16 protein-coding genes and 1 pseudogene are annotated in these 19,727 nt (G+C 41.0%); 4 read left to right on the top strand and 13 right to left on the bottom strand.

The window, feature by feature from the left end:
- Nucleotides 1-55: 55 nt before the first annotated feature.
- Entirely contained in the window at nt 56-1,084 is a 1,029-nt protein-coding gene (locus tag O3620_RS05710) for an ABC transporter substrate-binding protein (RefSeq protein WP_002918672.1), read from the top strand.
- On the top strand, nt 1,065-1,757 hold the full coding sequence (locus O3620_RS05705) for an alpha/beta hydrolase-fold protein (RefSeq protein WP_002918671.1): 693 nt from the start codon (nt 1,065-1,067) through the stop codon (nt 1,755-1,757). Before O3620_RS05710 ends, O3620_RS05705 begins: the two co-directional genes overlap by 20 nt.
- Nucleotides 1,758-1,946: 189 nt before the next feature.
- Here O3620_RS05705 and O3620_RS05700 read toward each other — a convergent pair whose 3' ends face one another.
- The 4 genes and pseudogenes from O3620_RS05700 to xerA form a co-directional block, all read right to left on the bottom strand.
- Nucleotides 1,947-5,060 carry a type I restriction endonuclease subunit R gene (locus tag O3620_RS05700; RefSeq protein WP_371601522.1) on the bottom strand — a complete coding sequence of 1,038 codons (3,114 nt, stop codon included), beginning with the start codon at nt 5,058-5,060 and terminating at the stop codon, nt 1,947-1,949.
- Nucleotides 5,061-5,251: 191 nt separating this feature from the next.
- Nucleotides 5,252-5,899, bottom strand: coding sequence for a restriction endonuclease subunit S (locus tag O3620_RS05695; RefSeq protein WP_371601592.1), 648 nt, complete (start codon nt 5,897-5,899; stop codon nt 5,252-5,254).
- Between the two features lie 6 nt (nt 5,900-5,905).
- Nucleotides 5,906-6,432: pseudogene (locus tag O3620_RS05690) on the bottom strand (restriction endonuclease subunit S); the annotation flags it as partial.
- Nucleotides 6,433-6,445: 13 nt separating this feature from the next.
- Nucleotides 6,446-7,432, bottom strand: a complete 987-nt coding sequence (gene xerA / locus O3620_RS05685; RefSeq protein WP_371601521.1) for a site-specific tyrosine recombinase/integron integrase — start codon at nt 7,430-7,432, stop codon at nt 6,446-6,448.
- Nucleotides 7,433-7,502: 70 nt separating this feature from the next.
- Here xerA and O3620_RS05680 point away from each other — a divergent pair, with 70 nt between their 5' ends.
- Nucleotides 7,503-8,057: a restriction endonuclease subunit S gene (locus O3620_RS05680; RefSeq protein WP_371601520.1), complete on the top strand. Its 555-nt coding sequence runs from the start codon at nt 7,503-7,505 to the stop codon at nt 8,055-8,057.
- Here O3620_RS05680 and O3620_RS05675 read toward each other — a convergent pair.
- The 8 genes from O3620_RS05675 to O3620_RS05640 all read right to left on the bottom strand — a co-directional run bounded on the left by O3620_RS05675 (nt 8,042) and on the right by O3620_RS05640 (nt 16,652).
- Nucleotides 8,042-8,548 carry a restriction endonuclease subunit S gene (locus tag O3620_RS05675; RefSeq protein WP_371601519.1) on the bottom strand — a complete coding sequence of 169 codons (507 nt, stop codon included), beginning with the start codon at nt 8,546-8,548 and terminating at the stop codon, nt 8,042-8,044. The two genes, O3620_RS05680 and O3620_RS05675, sit on opposite strands and share 16 nt — an antisense overlap.
- On the bottom strand, nt 8,538-10,043 hold the full coding sequence (locus O3620_RS05670) for an N-6 DNA methylase (RefSeq protein WP_371601518.1): 1,506 nt from the start codon (nt 10,041-10,043) through the stop codon (nt 8,538-8,540). The genes O3620_RS05675 and O3620_RS05670 overlap by 11 nt, the downstream gene beginning before the upstream one ends.
- 103 nt (nt 10,044-10,146) lie before the next feature.
- Nucleotides 10,147-10,653, bottom strand: a complete 507-nt coding sequence (locus tag O3620_RS05665; protein WP_371601517.1) for a methylated-DNA--[protein]-cysteine S-methyltransferase — start codon at nt 10,651-10,653, stop codon at nt 10,147-10,149.
- Between the two features lie 35 nt (nt 10,654-10,688).
- Entirely contained in the window at nt 10,689-11,546 is an 858-nt protein-coding gene (locus O3620_RS05660) for a VOC family protein (protein ID WP_371601516.1), read from the bottom strand.
- A gap of 225 nt (nt 11,547-11,771) precedes the next feature.
- Nucleotides 11,772-12,224: an Rrf2 family transcriptional regulator gene (locus tag O3620_RS05655; RefSeq protein ID WP_002931101.1), complete on the bottom strand. Its 453-nt coding sequence runs from the start codon at nt 12,222-12,224 to the stop codon at nt 11,772-11,774.
- A gap of 56 nt (nt 12,225-12,280) precedes the next feature.
- Nucleotides 12,281-13,129 (bottom strand): metallophosphoesterase, encoded by an 849-nt coding sequence (locus tag O3620_RS05650; RefSeq protein WP_004186054.1) that lies wholly within the window; start codon nt 13,127-13,129, stop codon nt 12,281-12,283.
- Between the two features lie 96 nt (nt 13,130-13,225).
- Nucleotides 13,226-15,949 (bottom strand): FtsX-like permease family protein, encoded by a 2,724-nt coding sequence (locus O3620_RS05645; RefSeq protein WP_371601515.1) that lies wholly within the window; start codon nt 15,947-15,949, stop codon nt 13,226-13,228.
- Nucleotide 15,950: 1 nt separating this feature from the next.
- A complete protein-coding gene (locus O3620_RS05640) occupies nt 15,951-16,652 on the bottom strand; it encodes an ABC transporter ATP-binding protein (RefSeq protein ID WP_101771607.1) in 702 nt (233 codons plus the stop codon).
- 142 nt (nt 16,653-16,794) lie between these two features.
- Between O3620_RS05640 and O3620_RS05635 the strand changes: the two genes are divergently transcribed.
- A complete protein-coding gene (locus O3620_RS05635) occupies nt 16,795-17,355 on the top strand; it encodes a TetR/AcrR family transcriptional regulator (protein ID WP_004186046.1) in 561 nt (186 codons plus the stop codon).
- 90 nt (nt 17,356-17,445) lie between these two features.
- Here O3620_RS05635 and O3620_RS05630 read toward each other — a convergent pair whose 3' ends face one another.
- Nucleotides 17,446-19,497, bottom strand: coding sequence for a C69 family dipeptidase (locus O3620_RS05630; RefSeq protein WP_371601514.1), 2,052 nt, complete (start codon nt 19,495-19,497; stop codon nt 17,446-17,448).
- Nucleotides 19,498-19,727 lie beyond the last annotated feature (230 nt).

The following is a 19,727-nucleotide window of genomic DNA, read 5'->3' as shown; positions in this document are numbered from 1 at the left end:
GAGCCTGCTCTCAGCTTTTTCTATACAAGCTCCAAGCCCAAGAAAGGAAGGCAATATGAAAAAAACACTCAGTATCTTACTCGTCGCAACTGCTGCACTGACAATGGCAGCCTGCAATTCTTCATCTAAGGAAAGTACGAAAGAAAGCTCAACTTCACAATCTTCCTCCAAAACAGAAAGCGCGAAAAAGAGCACAGCAGAGACAAAATATCCAGTGACAATCAAAACTTACGATGCCGAAGGTAAGGAGATTGATCAGGTCTTTGAAAAGGCACCGGAAAAGGTCATCACCAACAACCTTTCGACGACCGAAATCTTGATTGAACTAGGATTGAAAGACAAGATTGCCGGTATGCTCAATCCAGACAACGATGTCACAGATAAATACAAGGCTGATATTGCCACCATTCCGCAAGTCGGCGACAAGAAAACCGTATCACAGGAAACTGTGCTATCCTATGAGCCAGATGCTCTTCTTGGCCGAAACATGATGTTTTCCGAGAAGTCTCTGGGGACAGTCAGTGCCTGGAATGAAAACAAAATCCCTGTCTATACACAGAAGGCTTCCCTGTCCAATACCAAGCAAGATCTAGGCAATATCGTTGAAGATGTCAAGAATATAGGAACCATCTTTAATGTGCAAGACAAGGCTAATCAATATGCTGATCAACTGCAGGCAAGAATTGACACAGTCAAGAAAGCTAATAAGTCTAGCCAAGGCGAAAAGAAAAAAGCGCTCATCATGTGTGCCTACAACGATGAGACTTTCGGTGCCTATAAATCTGCCTTGCAGGAGAGCCTGCTTAACCAGCTTGGCTATACCAATGTAGCGACTGGAACCTCTGACCTAACCTTGGAAAATCTGGTCTCTATGGATCCTGAAGTCATCATCTACGTAACCAGCGACCGCAACAAGTCCATGGATGAGCAAGCAGTTGATCTAATGAAAGCTAATCCTGTTCTGGAAGATGTTCCAGCGGTCAAAAATCAGAAAATCATGACCATCTCCTATGATGAGTTCATGGATTATGGTCCTGCTGTAATTGACTCACTTGAGAAAATCAATGACTTTATCAATAAATAAGACCTTTGTCTGGGAGGGAATCACTGTCGATATTGCCCTGCCCCAAGATTATAATGGATCACGACCTTATCCAGCAATCTTGCTAAATGATGGCCTGATAAACTACTTGAGCAGGCTTTCTTCATCGGTAATCTTGATCGGACTGATATCAAACAACAGGCTGGACGATTATACACCCTGGAAAGCCAATGCTCTAAAGCCTGGCAATCCTGATTTTGGCGGCAGAGCGGATAGCTACCATCAAAAGCTCTTCAGCGGTATATTAGCAGAAATCAGACAGCACTGCCTACTGGATGAAAATAGAATTGCCTATGGTGGCTACTCTCTCGGTGGACTAGCAGCTGTTTACAGTCTCTATAGCGGCTGCGAGGTCCCCTGTGTCTTTTCTATCTGCGGCTCCTTTTGGTATCCGGGTTTTACCGACTATTGCCGGACACAGGACTTGAAAAACAAGGACTGTCTAGTCTATTTGCAGAATGGAAAGACAGAAGGCGCGAATCACTCGAACCGACTTTCCAAAGCTCCTTTTTATGCTGAAGAAATTCATCGCTTGATTCAGAAAGAAATTCTTAGCACGTGCTCCATCTTTGACCCTTATGGGCATCATGAAGCCCTCAAAGAGCGCTATGCTGCCTTTGCCGACTGGCTGGCCACACAATGGCATATCAACTAATGAAAATCCCCTTTGTCACTTACAGTAGCTGACAAAGGGGATTTTTAGTTTATTACTGTACGTAAAAAAGACTCTCACCAGTAAAATGGTAAAAGTCTTGAGTAGAAAGATTTATTCCGTTTTCTCCCCCGACTCTAGTTTCAACAAAAAGGCTTTTTTATCAAGGCCGCCGGCATAGCCGGTCAAATTTTACTTCGATTCAAATTCTACACTACTTTCAGCAGCCATCAGTTGCTCAGAAAATAAATAGGACTCATAATTATTATCAGGATTATCCGTCCACATTTCACATTGCTTGATAACAGTCACAATGGCATCTTCGACACCCTCCGGTGGATATTTGTATTTCCTAAGGAGCCGTTTAACAAGCATGCGCATACGAGCACGCGCAGAATGTTTTTTCTGCCAATCAATAGTTCTGCTTTTGCGCAATGTCTCCGTTAATTCATGAGTCATTGCAACAAGCTCATCATTTTCATAAAAATCTTTGACTGCTTGTGGTTGCGTCAAAGCATCATAGAAAGCTAATTCTTCATCTGTAAGACCCAAAGAATCTCCCTCTTCGTGAGCCTTCGCCATTTCTTTGGCCATTTTCATTAATTCAGCAATAACTTCTTCATTCGAAAGCATGCCATTCAGATATGCTCTCATCGCTCGCGAAAGAATTTCAGAGAACTTTTCGGATTTGACTAAATTTGTTCTTTGATATAAGGTAATCTGCTCTTGTAATAATTTTTTTAAGAGTTCTACCGCTATGTTTTTTTCCTTCATTTTAGAGATTTCATCTAAAAATTTAGGATCAAATAACGAAAATCCTGTATCAATATCTGAGAATAAATTAATGACACCTTCACTCTTGATAGAAGCTTTTAGTAACTCATTGATACGATCATTAATATCTTTCAGAGAAAGTTTTTTACCCTCCCCAGTTATTCGTGTCAGCAATGTTCTGACTGCTTCAAAATAAGCTGCTTCAAAACGTTGCTCAGGAGTAAGCAAAGAACGACAAAGTGATAACGCTTGGCGTAAGAGTAACGATTCTTTTATGAAGAGCTCTTTCTTCTTCTCCTTGTCTACACTTGACAAGAAGTTTACCCCGCCACTAATTGTTTTAGCTCTGATTAAATCACTTGATTTAGAGAGCATGAATTCTGAATAGTCAAACCCATAAAACAAATCACGACAGACCTCTAGTTTTTCAACAAACTTTGGTAAAGCTGTCTTAGCTATATCAGTGTCCCCAAAGTTACCTTTGTCTCGATTTGTATAATCGTTCATGGCTTGCTTTAAAGCACTTGCAATACCGATATAATCAACTACAAGTCCACCCTCTTTATTTTTGTACACACGGTTAACACGAGCGATTGCCTGCATAAGATTATGACCTTGCATTGGCTTATATACATACATGGTTGCAAGGCTAGGAACATCAAATCCAGTCAGCCACATATCAACGACGATAGCAATCTTAAATGGGCTTTCATTGTCTTTAAAACTTTTAGCCATCTCTTCTTTATGGCGTTTATTCCCTACTATATCGTGCCATTCTTCCGGATCATTATTACTAGAAGTCATGACAACTCCAATTTTTTCTGTCCAATTCGGACGCTTTTCAAGTAAGGTACGATAAATTTTCATCGCAATCGGACGAGAATAAGCAACAATCATTGCTTTTCCAGTTAATTCCTGCGCACGATTTTCTTCATAATGGGTAATGATATCTTCACACAAGGCACTAATAGTTTGATCGGCCCCTAAAATACTATCAAGACGACCCAATTCCTTCTTGCTTCTATCAATCGCATGTGATTCAGCGCTTTGTGCCATCAAGTCATACTCTGTATCAATCAAACGCAAGATATTTTCATCTAGTTTTAAATGCATGACACGGCTTTCATAATAGACGGGCCGAGTGGCACCATCTTCAACCGCCTGTGTCATATCGTAAACATCAATGTAATTACCAAAAACCTCTGTTGTAGACTTATCTTTAGTAGAAATAGGCGTTCCAGTAAATCCAATATAAGTCGCATTTGGCAAGCTATCTCTAATCAATCTGGCTGCTCCGACGACTAGTTTCGCTTCGCTTTCTCCATCTTTTCCTTTGGTAATTTTAATCTTTTCTTCAAGTCCATACTGACCACGATGAGCCTCATCTGCCATGACAACAATGTTTCTTCTATCAGAAAGCGCCTCTTCTGACTCTGAAAACTTCTGCATAGTTGTAAATATAATGCCATTTGCTTGGCGACCAATCAATAGTTCTTTCAGATGTAAACGGCTCTCTGCCCGAATTGGTATCTGTCTCAGAAAATCTTGGCATTTGGAAAACTGTCCATATAACTGTTCGTCCAAATCATTTCTATCAGTCAAAACGACAATAGTTGGCGAGTCTAAAACTTTCTGCAGCAGATGAGCATAGAAAACCATGGATAGGGATTTCCCACTCCCTTGCGTATGCCAGAAAACACCTCCCCGTCCATCGCTTTTAGTTGCCTTCAAAGTAGATACCGCAGCCTTATTCACTGCAAAATACTGATGATAAGCCGCTAAAATCTTGGCATCCTCAGAAAAGCAGATAAAATTCCTTAAAATATCCAGAAATCTAGTCTTATCAAAAATACCTTCAATGAACGTGGTAAAATTAGCATACTGAGTATCTTCAAAACTACCATCAGTAGTCTTCCACTCCATAAAGCGGTCTTCACCAGCAGTAATTGTCCCAGCCTTTGAAGTGGCCAGATCCGTCATTACACAAAAAGCATTATAGTTAAATAAATTTGGAATTTCTTTCTGATATGTTTTAAGCTGACGGTAGGCATCAGAAGCATCTGTTTCTTGGCGAGAAGGACTTTTCAACTCAAAAACAACTACTGGCAAACCATTCAAAAACACTATAATATCAGGACGTTTATTGCTCTTCTCTACAATTGTCCATTGATTAATTACAGTAAAAGAATTATTATTTACATTATCGAAATCAACTAAATAAACGAGATTAGATTGTTTTCTTCCTTGATGAAAATAGGAAACTTCTATACCGTTTTGAAGATAATTTGTAAAAATCTCATTTTTTTGAAGCAAGGAACCTGTTTCAAAACGCTGTAGCTTTTCAATTGCCTCTTGAACTGCAACAGTCGGTAGCTTAGCATTGATCCTTTCTAAAGCAGGATAAAGCTCCTCCAAATATAACGGTGTTCTATAGTCACGCTCTACATCTGGACCATAAACATATGAATAGCCCAAACTATCGCGAAAAAGTTCAATGACCGCATGTTCGTAGTTGTACTCAGTGAATCCCATAAATTAAACTCCTTCTAATACTACAATTGCTTATCCCAATATCTGACACTAGGTTTTCATTATTCTGAAATGTTGAGTCATCAAAGGCATAAATGTTTTTTCTCCGAATTATGTATAACTTTATTAATTAAACTTCAAAATGATTACTCGTAAACATAATCAAAAACCTTTCTTTTAATTAAGATAAATCATCATTTAGTGGCTTGATTAACGGGAATTTCTCTGGAGAGGAGTTTTGGGAGTAAGGAATTTCTTACTTCCATCAATCTCCGATTTTCAATACGATTAGAAATGATCTGGTTATAGGTCGGTGCTAGTAATAATCCGATAGATTTATAATCATGGTCATTTGGTATTAAAATTTTAGCTTTTTCTAAACTCCTTCGAGTTATATGACCCATTGTAGTTGCTTTGTCTGCTGCGATTGCGATAAATTCTTCAAGATAATATTTTGTCCAACTATAGTAAAACCACTTATCGTATTTTTGAGAACTAACTTTGAAAAGGTGTTGATTAAGTCCACCAGTTCCCCCTGTCCAAAAATCAACAAGAAGGCTACCGGACCAAGAAAAAATGACATCACCATCTTGGATTATGTATTGACTTTTGATATTTGCTGAACATAAATCACTTGACGAGTCGAAAGTACCTTGTCGCAATTCTTTTATTTTAAGAACTGGAAAGCTTTCTTCATCATCAACCGGTCGATACTTTTGCATTGCTAGGCCATTAAGGTATTCAGCAATATCTGTAAGGTTTGCTGTCTCCCAATCAGACGGCTTCACACCACCAAACGGTTCAAAATCAACAAACCAAGATTTAAAAATAGCTTGCGCCATCTGCTCTAAATGATGATTTATCTTTTTATTATTCTCAATTTTATCATCTAGCGCCTTAAGAATTTTACCAATTCTAATTTGTTCTTTTAACGGAGGACATAGAATTTCGTGATTTTGAGAACATCTAGCTGAACTCTTTGTCTGCCTGATGTTCCTACCATTGATTTAATAGCAACTTCTCTGATATTTGGAGCAATCATCAAATAATAAACGAAATTTTCATCACTAATATTTTCTTTAGATCTTACAACAATAAACTCAGTAGACCCAAACCCTACTTCATCTTCGTCTAATAAATTTACCTTAGACGTTTTTCCATTTTCAAGACTTGGAGTAATACGAGCCATTAAAGTATCCCCATTTCTGAATTTGGTACCACCTCTAAATTCTAAATACTCAAACTCGGGAATATCGCGCGTAAAAGGTTCTAAGTTTTCCATCGCTATTTTTTTAGCAATAGCTCCCTTTGACAAAGTTTCTCGGGGATTAAATTCTATAATATCCGAAAGTTTCACTTTCTTCCAATTATTCAATTTCTGCTTCTCCTCAACCTATATATTTCCTATGCGAATTTTTTACATTCGCTTGATTGACCATGGCATAGTGCATGGTCGTATCTATCTTGACATGACCAAGCAAGTGCTGGACTTGTTCGATGGGCATACCCTTGTCTATGGCACGTGTCGCCAATGTTCTTCTGAACTTATGTGGATGAACCTTATTTAAATCTGCTTTTTCACCGATTTGTCTCAATCTTGTTTCTACCCCTCCGATTAATAGTCTATTATATGGAAAAGATAAAGAAACAAACAGAGCTGGATTATCATCCTGACGACTGTCCAAGTAGTTTATCAAGTGAATCTTTGTTCTAGCGTCGAAGTAGACAATTCGCTCACTATTCCCTTTACCAAAGACAACACATTCTCTTTCATAAAAATTAATATCCTCTCTATTCAATCTTACTAGTTCACCTACCCGCATCCCAGTTGAAGCCAATAAATCAATCATGGCCAAATCACGAATCTCATCGCAAGCATCTCTTAGAAGCTCCAGCCCTTCGTCAGAAAAAGTCTCTTTGATTGTTTTATCTGTCTTTATCTTGTGAATCCTACGAACAGGACTCTTCAAAATATAGTCTTCGTCTTCCAACCATCCAAAAAAGCTACTAAAGATCCGACGCATGTTGTCAATCGTCACCTTGCTTGATTTTCGCTCCTGCTGGTAATGTGCAAGATAAGTTCGCAAATCGCCTGTAGTCAAATCTCTTATAGATGTTTTAAAGCTGGTAAGCATGTTTTCAATAACTATTTTATAGTATTTCAAAGACTTCTCACTGCAGCCTTCAATCCGTTTGGCTGAAATAAATAGCTCAAGTAATTTACCATTGCTTTTCTGTTCATTAGCTGATTTAATCTCTGCAACTTCTACATTGACAAAAGCTGCCGTTAGTATCTTTTGCAGATTTCCTAATTGTTGAGCACTTAAATGCTTAGCCATACCTGTTGTAATTTGCGTGATTAGTTTATCTTTCATAAGCTACCTACCTTTCGTTTTTATTATACTCCATGGGTAGCTTAAAAAGATAAATCATCATTTAGAGCAGATGGCCTTATCTATTTTTAAAGAAGAGTTTAGTAAAAAAGAAGTCACCAACAAATTAGGAGATTTCTTCCCTGTTATTACCGGCAAAAAAGATGCAAATATTGCAAAAGGAGGAGAATATCCGTTTTTTAGTTGTTCTCAAAACATTTCTTATACGGACAATTATTCATTTGATGCTAGAGCAATTTTATTGGCAGGTAATGGAGACTTTAATGTTAAAATATTTAATGGAAAATTTGAAGCTTACCAAAGAACTTATGTTCTAATCCCTAATAATGATGAACACTTTGGCTATCTGTATTATGCAATTAAATATTTTTTAAACGATATTACTTCTGGACATAGAGGTTCTGTCATAAAATTTATAACAAAAGGTCAGATAGAACATTTTGATATTTTTATGACAAGTAATAAAGAAAAATTATTTTTATTCAACTCCTTTGTTGAGAATATAGCCAACAACAATAAAGAAATTGATAAACTAACTAATATTAGGGACACTCTCCTCCCAAAACTTCTGTCTGGCGAAATTTCTATTGATCAAGCCAGTAAATGATGATTTATCTGTTTATTAAGAATAATTTTCTTATCAAAAGCTCTTAATACCTCTGCAATCTTCTCTTGTTCTACCAAAGAATAAATAGGGACTTTATATTTCATAATTGCCTTTTTATCACCCCTAGGCATTTTAGTTCCTTTTGAAGTTCCTACTGCATAGTCAAAAAAGTTATCACTTGATAGGACATAGTAAAGAAATCTATTTGAAATTTTTTCATTTGCTCGAACAACTAAAACATCATTCGAACAACCTCCTGATTTATCAGCTAACCAAATCTTTTTAAAATAAGGACGAATATTTGAAATTAATATATCGCCTTTTTGAAAGACAGAAATTGTTTTTCCACTTGGCAATTTGGTAGCTTTTGTTACTCCTCCTCTTTCAGAAATCATATTTTCTGTCGAAACGTAATTATCTAAATTGACTTCATCTATTCTTATCCGTTCAGAAACATAACTACTTACTTGAGACAATTCCTCAAATTTCAAACCCAATCTCCCCCAATCTTTCTCGAATCTCATCTTCTAATTTATGGGATTTAGTAAAAAGTTCTGATAGTTCTGTCGTCAGGCGATCCATCTTCTCTTCAAATGGTTCTCCGTCATCTTCTTTTTCCTCAATACCAACATAACGCCCTGGTGTAAGAATGAAATCTTGATTTGCAATTTCTGCTGTTTCAACAGACGCACAAAAACCTTTAACATCTTCAAGGTTTCCATTTTGAAAGGCTTCAAAGGTATCTGCTAACTTCTTAATGTCTTCGTCGCTAAAGTCGCGATGCTTACGGTCAATCATTTCTCCCATATTTCGAGCATCGATAAACAGCGTCTTTCCTTTTTGTTTTTTATTTTTACTGATAAACCAGAGACAGGCTGGAATAGTTACACTGTAAAAGAGATTAGCTGGAAGAGCTATAATTCCCTCAATTAAGTCATCTTCGATAATTTTTTTACGAATGTCTCCTTCACCGCTCTGAGTCGATGAGAGTGAGCCATTTGCCAGAACCAAACCAACCTTGCCATTACTAGGATCCATATGATGAATCATGTGCTGAATCCAAGCATAGTTTGCATTGCTATTAGGTGGCGTTCCGTATTTCCAGCGAATATCATCTTGCAGTTTATCTGCTCCCCAGTTGGAAATATTAAAGGGTGGATTGGCCATGATATAGTTAGCTTTTAGTGTCGGATGTAAATCATTGAAAAAGCTGTTCGCTTGGTGCTCACCAAAATCCGCATCAATACCTCGGATAACCATGTTCATCTTGGCCATCTTCCAAGTATCTGCATTAGATTCTTGACCAAAAACAGATAAATTATTAATATTCCCACTATGATTCTTTATAAACTTAGCTGACTGAACAAACATACCGCCTGACCCACAAGCAGGGTCATAAACACGGCCTCTATAAGGCTTTAATATTTCTACAATCGTTTTTACGATGCTGGTCGGAGTATAAAATTCACCGCCTCGTTTTCCTTCATATGCCGCAAACTGTTCAATACAATATTCATAAGCACGCCCAAGTAAATCTTTTTCATTCTCACCTTCATACATTTGAATATTAGTAAAAATATCTACAACTTCCCCTAAAACTCGCTTATCTAAGTCTGGACTGGCATAGATTTGAGGAAGGACATTCTCTAGACTAGGATTATCCTCTTCAATTTCACGCATGGCTTCATCCAAGACTGTGCCAATTTCCGAAGAATGGGCATGACTCGCAATAAATTGCCATCTAGCTATTTCAGGGACAAAGAAAATATTCTCCTCTGAATATGCATCAGGATCATTCTCAAATCCGTCACCCTCTGCAAGTAATTGTTGGTATTTTTCTTCAAAAGCATCTGATACATATTTTAAAAAGATTAGACCAACAATAACTTTTCTGTACTCTGACGCTGAAATGTGCCCCCGAAGTGAATCTGCAGCATCCCATAGTTCCTTTTCAAATCCAATATTTGCGTTTGATTTTTTCGCCATTTTATACTCTTTTCCTATTTTAATCACATCCATTTTACCATATTTAAAGTAAGTTAAAAAGCACCGAACGATGCTTTTTTAGCTTATCAATAGTTTAAAACAGTCAGCCTCTCGTTTTCTCCCCCGCCTCTAGTTTCAACAAAAAGGCTTTTTTATCAAGACCGCCGGCATAGCCGGTCAGCTTGCCGTCGCTTCCGACAATCCGGTGACAGGGAATCAGTAGTGAAATAGGATTATGGCCGATGGCACCACCGACTGCTCTAGCCGAGCCAATCTTACCGTACTCAGCTTGTAATTCTCGTAGAATGTCTGAATAGGTAGACGTTTGTCCATAAGGAATCTTCTGCAGCACTGTCAGAACCTTGCTTCTGAACTCAGTTACTTGAGGTGCCAATGGAATTTCATTTATTGCGGGATTTTCTCCCTTAAAATAAGCGTCCAACCAAGCAAAGACGCGTCGGCTGACTTCTGTCTCTTCCTCCTCTGCTTGCTCCAAATCATAGCCTGCCCCAAAATATTTCTGTCCCTCAAGCCAAAGTCCCAACAAGGCATTTGAGTCCGTCAAGATGAGAATCCGGCCAATCGGCGATGTATAATAAGTCTTGTACATATTTTTTCTTTCTTCGATCTTCTTGATATGCCTTATTATACCACTCTTGTCTTAATTTTTGCCACAATCCCATCTGGGTCTGTGACTTCTAGCTCTTGGGAGCTAATCCATCGGACTGGCGCTTGTAAGACCTGAGCATTTTCATAAATAGCTACTAGTTCTTCTTTCCCTTCTACTTGCGCTTCAAAATAGGCTAGTCCCAGTTGCTTCGGTTGGCGATGATTCAAGTGAGAACCTCCCCATTCATTGACTGCTAAATGATGGTGGTAGTTTCCTGATGCCAGCCAGCTTGCAGAAGGTACAGAAAATTTGTCCTCCAAACCTAGAAGTTTTTGGTAAAAATGACTGGCAGCTCTGCTATTTTTCACAGACAGGTGGACATGGCCCATACGAGTTCCTTCGGCAATACTAAACGGCTGGATTTCCTGACCGAGTTCATAGATTTCTTGAGCCGCGAGCGCTTCCGTCACTCCGATAATGCGGCCATCTTCTCGAATATCCCAATCAGCCTGAGGCTTGTCCCGATAAAGCTCAATGCCGTTGCCTTCTGGATCCTCCAGATAAATGGCTTCACTATAACCGTGGTCCGCCCCTCCAACCATAGGAACTTTATTTTCTGATAAATGCTTAAGGATATCCGCCAAAGCTTGACGACTTGGAAGCAAGAGTGCCAGATGATAAAGACCGTAAACCGACTTAACTGACTGCCGGTCACTGGTCGCTAAGAGTCTCACCAGTGCTTGTCCGTCCCTGCCCAAAGCCACCTGTCCGTCCTGCTCTTCCAAAAGCTCCAGCCCTAAAACACGCTGATAAAAGTCCTTTTGTCTTGCTAGGTCGGCTACATAAAGTGCCACCTCTCCTAGATAAATCTTGCTTTCATATTCAAAAGTCATGTTCTTTCTCCTCTCTTTAATTTTAAATGTTAGCAGTTTTCCTACTCAATCTTTTTTTATTTTCTCAAAGTAGAAATACGTTCCTTGATATGGTTTTCCACATCTCCATTTGCTCCGAAAATCTATTAAAATTGTAATTGTTTTTGTTACATCTATTAGTATAGCAGGTTTTAATGTAATGTCAACAATTACATCTTGCAAAATTCTTAACAAAAAACAATCTGCTCACTGGGAAACAGATTGTTCTTTAATTTCTTTTTCGGTCGCTGCGACAACTTCGTCAAGGCTGGTCTGAGCCAATTCAGCTTCCATAGCTGCCTGAATAGCTGCCAAGCGGTCATCTAAGACATTGTGAATGTTCTTGCCGATAGGACAGTCTGGATTGGGCTTGTCATGAAAACTAAAGAGCTGGCCACTCTTGCCTAGACATTCAACCGCACTATAGACGTCCAACAGACTAATATCTTTCAAATCTTTGGCAATCTCTGCTCCTCCAGTCCCACGAGCAACGGTAATCATCCCGGCATTCTTGAGCTGGGACAAGGTCTTGCGGATAATGACCGGGTTGACTCCGACACTGCCAGCAAGGATATCACTTGTCAGTTTTTGTTTTTTTCCCTCCAAAGCTAGTACAATCAGCATATGAGTGGCAATGGTAAAACGGCTGGAAATCTGCATTTTCTCTCCTCCCTCATCATTTTCTCTCACTATTATATCCCAAAAATGGTGTAACTTCAAGAGTTACGACTGGACTTTAAGAAAGCTGCAATCTCATCTGCATAACCTTCCCGCTCACTGATTTCTCTCAGCAGGTCGTGATTGTGGGTATGGTGGATACCATTGACCAAACTCTCCCGATAAATCTCATAGTAAGGCAAGTGGAGCTCCCGAGCCAATCTCAGCTCCTGCTCCACATCATAAGCCACGCGCCGAAGGTCGACATCAGCCAGACCCGTCTCATCTATCTCTAAAATGGCATACTGGGCTCGCAAGTCCTGACGCAAAGCTGAATCAAGAAAGAATGGCTGACCAATAGAACCGGGATTGATAATCAGCTGCCCCTGAGTCCCATAACGGAGAAACTGCTGGTGAATATGACCATAAACAGCAACAGCGCAGTCATTTCCTTCAAAAAGGCGGTCGAAATCGCTCTGCTCGCCAATATGAATCAACTCCCGCCCCCAGTTCTTATCAGGCAGATGGTGGCTAACCGCAATCTTTAATCTCTCTACTTCTGTCAAGATCTGCAGAGGAAGTTCCTGCATACGGTCAATCTCTTCAGGACTGATTTCCTCTAGGACAAAATGGCAGAGCCGGGTCAGGTAGAGATGGCTGGGACGTGTCAAGTCTAACTCTTGATGCAGAGCATGCCAGAGGCTGTCTTCCCAATTCCCTCTGACCTGGAGGCTAATAGACAGCTGCTCCATCCTGTCTAGGATATTCTTGCGGCCGGTTCCTGGCAGGAGCAAGTCCCCCAAAAACCAATAGTCTGTCACCTGCTGGCTTTCCGCATCCGCCAGTACTGCTTCCAAGGCTGTGCTATTCCCATGCACATCGGATAATAAGGCAATTTTTCGTGTCATCGTGTGTCTTTCTCTTTCTTTACAAAGAATATTATATCAAAGTTCAAAAAAAACTTCCACCCATCAAGTGAGTGAAAGTTTTGAAGTGTTTTTTTATCAATCAACAGACTTAAGTGCTTCCAGCATATCCACCCGTCTGAGACGGTAGTTAACAAAGAAGCCAAGCAAGGTCAGAATAAGAGTCACTGCAGTTAGAGGAAACAGATAGACTGAGGGGCTTACTTGAGGGTTTAAGCTGATAATGCTAGGCGCAACCTTCTCAATCAAAAAACGATGCAGGAAGAAACCGCCTAGAAGCCCAACTGCCATCCCAATTACTGACAGAATAATGGTCTCTCGATAGATATAGAGGGTCACTTCCTTATTATGGAAGCCCAGAACCTTGATGGTGGACAACTCGCGAATCCGCTCAGCGACATTGATATTAGTCAGATTGTAGAGAATGACTACTGATAAAAGAATGGAAATCAGCACCAAAACCAGCATTGTATTATTAAGAGAATCAGCTAGAACGTTGAACTGCTTCACCATGCTAGCATTTTGAGAAACACTCTTGACAGACTTGAGGCTCATAAATTCATTGGCCTTGTCGACAATATTTTTACTAGAAGAGTCCTTGAGCCGCACTAGATAAGCATTTTTCTCGGGCTTTTTCCCATAAATCTTCTGGTAGTCAGTTGCCTTCATAAAGGCAAAATGGCCAAAATGATTCTCATTGACTGCTGCGAGCTTGACAGACTTGCCATCCAGCTCTATACTGCCACCGGGGCTAACTCCAGCTATGCGGGCCAATTTATCCGAAACCACTGCACCGTCCTTGAGAGTCAGCTTTTGCTGCTTGTCGGGACTTTCTAACGAGATGAACGGTTCAAAATTTTCCTTGTCCGTAACCATTAAAGTGACTGATTCTGTCTCTTTTTTCCCTTTGTATTTCTCTGTCAAGGTTTCACTATAGATCTCCTGATAATCAGCAATCGAGCCATCAGCCAACATCTTTTTCAGCTTGTCTTGCTCAGCTTGATTCTCCCCAGGATTGACAGCGACAATCAAGTCGTATCGCAGAATCTCCTCAAACTGACGTTTTGGAATACCACCAATGGAAGATTGGAGTCCTAGACCGGCAAAGAGCAGGGCAACAGAACCCGCCACACCAAAGATGGTCATAAACATCCGCTGCTTATAGCGAAAGATATTGCGAGCTGTGACCTTCTGAGTAAAGCTAAGGCGTCGCCAGATAAAGGACAGTCTTTCCAAAAAGATCTTGGAGCCTTTGACCGGTGGCTTGGGCAAAAGCAAGTGAGCTGCTTCTTCTGTCAACTCCCGTCTTGCCACCAAATAGGCAGGGAGAACACTGGATAAAAGGGAAAGCCCCAGGGCCAGTAAACTATAGGAAATATAAAAATAAGCATGAGGGGCAGAAAGCACCATCCCTCTGGTAATAATAGAAGAAATCACACCTGACAAGAAATAATGTCCCAACAGAATTCCTATGAGGGTACCTAGACTCCCCGCCACAAAACCGTAAAGAGCAAACTTGCGAATGATATCTCGGCTATGATAGCCTAGAGCCTTAAAGACACCTGCATTTGTTCGCTCCTCGTCGACAAAGCGCGTCATGGTGGTAAAGGTCACCATAGCTGCCACCAGATAGAGCACCACCGGGAAGATATTACCAATCGACGCAATACTATTCATGGAGTTTTTATACATATAATAGCCATTACCACCTGGCAGAGACTTGCGGTCATAGCTATGATAGGCCGGCTCTTTCAAACGACTCAGGTCTGCCTTAGCGTCAGCTAGCTTGTCCTTGCTAGCTGATAAGTCTTTCTCTGCCTGAGCTAGCTCTGCTTTTTTCTGATTGAGCTGGGACTCAGCTTTCTGAATTTGCTGCTGGCTTTGGCTGAGCTGATCGGGAGCTAGGATAGAGGCGGATTGAGCTGCCGCTAGCTGGCTTTTTTGCTGGTCTAGCTGACTCTGAGCTTGCTCTAACTGTTTTTTACCTTGGGTCAGCTCACTCTCAGCCTGAGTAATCTTATCTTGGCCCTTCTGAATGGTGCTTTTGGCATCCGTCTCTAATCGCTTAAACCGGGTCGCTCCGTTATCTTCAAGGCTCTTGTCCAAAGCAGTCTGGTGCTGCTCCAAATGCTCCTGATAGCTTTCAGAGAAGGGAGCCAGCTTTTCTAAATCATGATAGCGCAGGCGGGCAATACTGTAAACATCTGTATCAAAGGCCTTGGGGCTGACTACAGCATAGGCTGATAAAGCCCCGCTGCCACTAGTCGCATTACCCAGATTTCTATCAGACCAGAGCTCTGCTGAGTTGACAAAACCCACAATCTTATAAGTCTTATTTTTCAGAACTGACCGACTGCCTGCTTTCTCGGTCAGATCAATCACCTGACCAAGTTTATATTTTCTAGACCAAAAGCTAGCCAGGGCAATTTCTTGCGCATTCTTGGGAAGACGACCGGAGGTCACTTGAAAGTTTGAAATATCCGTAGTATCCGAGAATACTCGTAGGGCCTCCTCGTCTACGGTGACATCTGTCAGATAGCCAAACTCGACATCAGCTCCCTTAATAGCTTCCAGCTCTTTCTGATCTTCCGCATCCAAACCATAGTCCGCCATAACAGCCAAGTCCATGGTTCGTTGCTCTTTCAAATAATCTGTTGCTGTTCTGCGCATATTGGGTGGAGCGACCTTAAGCCCCACGAGAGCTAAAGAGCCCAGCATCATGAGGATTAAAATAGATAGGAAACGTCCTTTAGAGCTAGTGAAGGAGCGCAGAATATCTTTCCAATAAATCTTTCTCTTCATATCAATACTCCAATGTACTTATATCCTGTGGTTGTTCATTGACTGTAACACTCTTGACTCTCGCATCGTGCATGCGGATAACCCTGTCAGCAATGGGAGCCAAGGCAGCATTGTGGGTCACGATAATCACCGTCGCCCCTTGATTGCGGGACATGTCCTGTAAGATTTGCAGCACTTGCTTTCCAGTATTGTAGTCCAAAGCTCCTGTCGGCTCATCGCAGAGCAAAATCTTGGGATTCTTAGCCACAGCCCGAGCGATAGACACCCGCTGCTGCTCCCCTCCTGATAGCTGGGCTGGAAAATTATTGAGGCGTTTTTCCAGTCCCACTGCGGTCAAAGCCGCTACTGGGTCTTGAGCATCCTTGACGATTTCAGAAGCCAATTCGACATTTTCCTTGGCCGTCAGATTGGGCACCAAATTGTAAAACTGAAAGACGAAGCCCACATCATTGCGCCGATAGTCTGTCAGCTGGTGGGAATTGTAGTCAGCAATATTCTGGCCGTCTATCAGGATATCTCCCTCATCATTGGTATCCATACCTCCGAGGATATTGAGCACCGTAGACTTACCAGCACCAGAAGCACCCAGGATAATGACCAGTTCCCCCTTTTCAATCTCAAAAGAAATATCATGATTGGCGACAATCTCCGTGTCACCTACCTGATAACGTTTAAAACTATGTTTCATTTCAATATAAGCCATGTCATCATCTCTCCTTTTCAAAACTCGTTTCCTTAAATCAACAAGGTGTTGATTCTAAATCACAGATATTATATAATGAGCTTAGACAAAAATCAATAACCAAAAATCAACAAAGTGTTGATTTAAGCAAAAAGGAAGAAAAATGGTCCAGAAACGAAAAACTAGCACTAAGGAAGACATCAAAGAAGCCTTGATTCAGCTACTATCAGAGGAAAGGTTTGATAATATTTCCATCAGCAAGCTCTGCAAGCGGGCTGGGATTAACCGCGGCACCTTCTACCTCCACTACCAAGATAAATATCAGATGGTTGATAGTCTCAAAAACGACATTATTTCCCAACTTTCTAGTTATAGCATGTTTGAAGCGGAGAATGAATATCCCAAAAAGTTAATGATAGCAAAATTTCATATATTGCGCGCTAATGAACGTCTTATCAATGCCTTGACCAAGAGCCATTATATTGACTTTCGGGAGGCTATTCGGGAGTACATAACCAGTATCATTCTGAGTGATAAGCAAAAGGCTGCTACCCAGCGTTTTTTAGAGGAAAACTTTCACATCCCTCAGAAATACGCCTTGGAAATCTTCCTATCCAGTGTTGAGGGGATTATTTCTCTTTGGATAGCCGGCGGAGCTCAAGAAGAACCTGAAGAACTCACTGACATAATTTTGACTACTTATAACTATGATTATTTAAGATAAAGGCTCTAGCTTGAAGGATAGCCTGGACAAGAGTCGTTTTTTTCACCAAGAAAGGCCGAACATATTGCTCGGCCTTCTTTTTATTTTAGATTAGTTTTTCTTTGTTTTCTTCAAAAGGAAGAAGACTCCTGCTAGGATAATTAAACCTGCAAGGCCCATGATGGTGACTTGCTCACCTGTTGATGGTAGGTCTTTTTTCTTGGCCTTGACGGACTGCTCATTTCGATACTGCACTTGGTAAACAGAGAAATGATTGGTCGTGAAGCTGATAGTCTGGTTTTGATTAACCGTTACATCAAATTTCTCAACTTGTTTGCCATTTTCATCCAGAGCATAGACGGCATCTACTGGCAAGTCTTTGCGAACTGGAATCGTCACAAGTGTTGGACTGACCTGATGCACCGGCTGACCATTCGGATCGGTCAAGCTAATGTCATAGGTATCTGTCGGCTGAATCTTGCTTTCCAGTTTTTTCACTGACAGCTGAAGACCAGCCTTGACCAAGTCAGCATTTTTCAAGCGAATGCCAGTTGTGACATCTACCAAGCTGTCATCTTCTACATTGACTTCCGTCCGTGTATCCGAACTGCTAGAAGTTGCTGAAGAGGAAGAACTTGACGAGTTTTGAGTTGATGAAGAGCTGCTAGAATCTTTGCTGGAGCTAGATGGAGTTGTTTTTGTTGCTTCCTTGATTTTAGCTTCCATTTCAGCTTCTAGCTCTTTCATTTCCTTAAAGACTTGCGCTGCTCGAGCCTGTGTTTCCTCTGTGACTTTGGCTGAAGAGTCTGGAAGAGCTGCATTGGCTGCATCTAGAGCATTTTGCTCCTCAATAAATCGGGTTTCCAAAGCCTTCCACTTATCTTGGACAGAAGTTCCAAAGAGGTCCTGATGCTTGGCCGCCATATCGTAGATATGAGATGCTACCCAGTACCAAGAGTCTGGACTGTAGCTAGTTGTGTTGACCTTATAAGCATCGTAAGTATCCGTGATATTCCCATTATAAGGCAGGTAAGGTGAGAAGCGCGGACTGCCTACCGCCAGCCACATAGTGCCTCCGCCCATATTGGCTGGAACGCCGTCTTTGAGCTGGAAAATATGAGCTTCCATGACATTTGGGTTGCCCAACGGATATTTGTAAACAGGGTCTGTCGTACCGCGTTGTGGCAGCCCCTTACCATCTAGCTCCATTTGGTCCAGCGGTTTGAACTGAGTACCCTCAAAGCGATTGCGCTGCATAGCCATGACATCTGCTACACTGATCTTTCTGTCTGTGGAGTGCATGAGGTCAAAGTAAGAGTCGTTATAAGAAACGGCCGCATTTGGATCTAGACTGGTGATACCTGCCCAGGCGCGCGAACGATCTGCCTCTGCCATCGGTGGATTGTAGGACTGAGAAATGTGGAATTTGCCGTCAATTTCTTTATAAGAGTTAGCTTGCTTGGCTACATCCTGAACACCCTTTGAGGCAATGACATTTTCTGTATCGTCAAAGTCAACACTGCCCAAGAAGAAAGTATTAGGAAAGACTGCATACTTGTCATCTGGGAATTTAATAGCAACATATTGGTGGCCAGATAGGATTTCCATATACCAGACACCAGTCTTGTCAGCAATAGTGATAATATTCCCCTCTGCTGCTCCCTGCTCTCTGACGATCTGCGCCATCAGCTCCACACCCTGACGGGCAGTCTGAACGTGGGGAAGAACGACAGTTGTCAGGATAGACTCTGCCAAACCATTTGCTACATAAGGATCCACTTTTTGGATGGCATCATTAGCCTTGGCAGAAACAGTCGCAGAAATAGAAACACCGTACTCATTGAAGCCTACCTCGTCAAAAATACCTTGGGATGGGGTCACATCTGATACCGAGGTATACTTGTAGCTTTCTGCCGGTAGGGTCCATTCAAAGTTGTTGGTTTCATCGACCAGCTTGGCACCACTCGCATTGGTCTTTCTCGGATGAACCAGAAAGACCTTATTGTGATTTGGCTCCAAGTCCTCTGTACGACCGTAAAGCGTTGTGCCGTCTGCCGTCAGGTCTTTCCCGACGATAAATCCTGTGCAGGCTTCGACCACTTGGAAAGGAAAGAGGAAAATGGTCGAAAGAGCTAACAAGGAACGAAACAATATTTTTTTCATAAAAATATCTCCTTTGTTTTTTTGTAAAAAATTACAAAATTAAATACTATATTCAGTATAGCCTTTTACCCCAGGTTTTGCAAGCGATTACAATTTTTTTGACGTGTAAGATTTACTAGATAAATAATTTATTTTAAAATAGAAAAAAGCCAGATAATATCTGACTTTAAAGACACGTGGCTGCGGAGGCACAACCCGCAGCCGCGCAAGTATCGCAGGAAAGAATGGAT

It is taken from the genome of Streptococcus sp. 27098_8_134 (genome assembly GCF_041431675.1).
GTDB classification, from domain to species: domain Bacteria; phylum Bacillota; class Bacilli; order Lactobacillales; family Streptococcaceae; genus Streptococcus; species Streptococcus sanguinis_R.
The sequence above is the reverse complement of the archived record's forward strand: the minus strand, read 5'-3'. Positions and strand labels throughout refer to the sequence as shown.